Source organism: Microbulbifer epialgicus (assembly GCF_041447265.1).
GTDB classification, from domain to species: Bacteria; Pseudomonadota; Gammaproteobacteria; order Pseudomonadales; family Cellvibrionaceae; genus Microbulbifer; species Microbulbifer epialgicus.
Genome location: NZ_JBGMEK010000234.1, coordinates 1 through 1,119, shown reverse-complemented (window position 1 = coordinate 1,119; position 1,119 = coordinate 1). Strand labels below are relative to the sequence as shown.

General features: G+C 39.0%; 2 protein-coding genes. One reads left to right on the top strand and one right to left on the bottom strand.

Translation table 11 applies throughout. The features are described from left to right. A partial coding sequence (locus ACCI49_RS25185; protein WP_503629704.1) for a transposase DNA-binding-containing protein occupies positions 1–96 on the bottom strand: 96 nt, incomplete at its 3' end. A 279-nt stretch (positions 97–375) separates the two neighbouring features. Here ACCI49_RS25185 and ACCI49_RS24735 point away from each other — a divergent pair. Continuing rightward, complete coding sequence (locus ACCI49_RS24735; RefSeq protein WP_371841926.1) at positions 376–678, top strand: DUF1330 domain-containing protein; 303 nt, start codon at positions 376–378, stop codon at positions 676–678. Positions 679–1,119: the final 441 nt, after the last annotated feature.

Genomic DNA, 1,119 nt, shown 5'->3' with positions numbered 1-1,119 from the left:
GGAACTTAAATTCCTAAGAATATTGGACAATCGCTTATTCAATCGTACATCGCCCATAACTTGGTTTTTCACTTCGTCCATGACCCAGTCCTGCATAATTACCCATCCAAATCTGTAGCTCTTACCATGCCAAAACTGTAACTCATTGATTTTTACAATAAAACTGGAAAAACTTGTGTATAAAACTTAGCGGTGGGCGTTATGGCGATAGAGGAAATAACGTTCGCATCTCTCACTATATAGACTGGATCGATAGTACTATATCTGCCGATGAACAGGAGCGGAGTTTAGAGTCGGCCGAAGATAAATGATTGGTTCCTATGATAATGGGAAAAGGCCTGACGGTGATCTGAGGTTAGATTTGGAGTAAGTATAATGTATGAGATGTTAGTAGGCTTGGAAGTAAGCAATGATGATATTTACCAAGCGTATCGCGATGCGATGAAGCCTATATTAGAAGCGTATGATGGCTTATTTGGATATGATTTCAGGGTGTCAGAGGTGTTGAAGTCTGAAAGCAGTTTGGAGATTAATCGCGTATTTACGATCAGGTTTCCAACTGAAGAGATGATGAGCAAATTCTTCTCCGACCCTGAATACCGAACTATAAAGGAAAAGTACTTCGAGCCATCAGTGCAGAGCACTACGATTATAGCCGATTATGAGAAGCATATTTAAAAGAGCAAAATAATTAATTTTACCTCGCAATACTTGGTATAGCTCAGTATATTAATGATTAAAGGATTAGCAATATAAGAGAGTTGGTCTTCAATGGATAAATAGACCAGCAAGCTGGAGATGCTGATAACTAGTAATTGTTCTGGTTGGAATAGTGCCATACAATTTTGGTGTTTGTTTAGTAATGCTGTTATTAAGTAAATGATAAGTTTGTGAATTAGAGGATGGCCGGAGAGATCATGGAAGCAAATATTCAATTAATTCAGCCGATAATAGCGCTAGTGATTTGGTCCCTGGTAATGTGGCTATGGATGTACGCTACGAGATTGCCAGCTATTGCAGCTATGAAAATAAAGTTAGACCCCGAGGCGCCAGTCGGGTAGTGTTCAGAATTCTGTGTCATTTCTTTACCATTAACAAAAAAGAGATGACCCATGACCA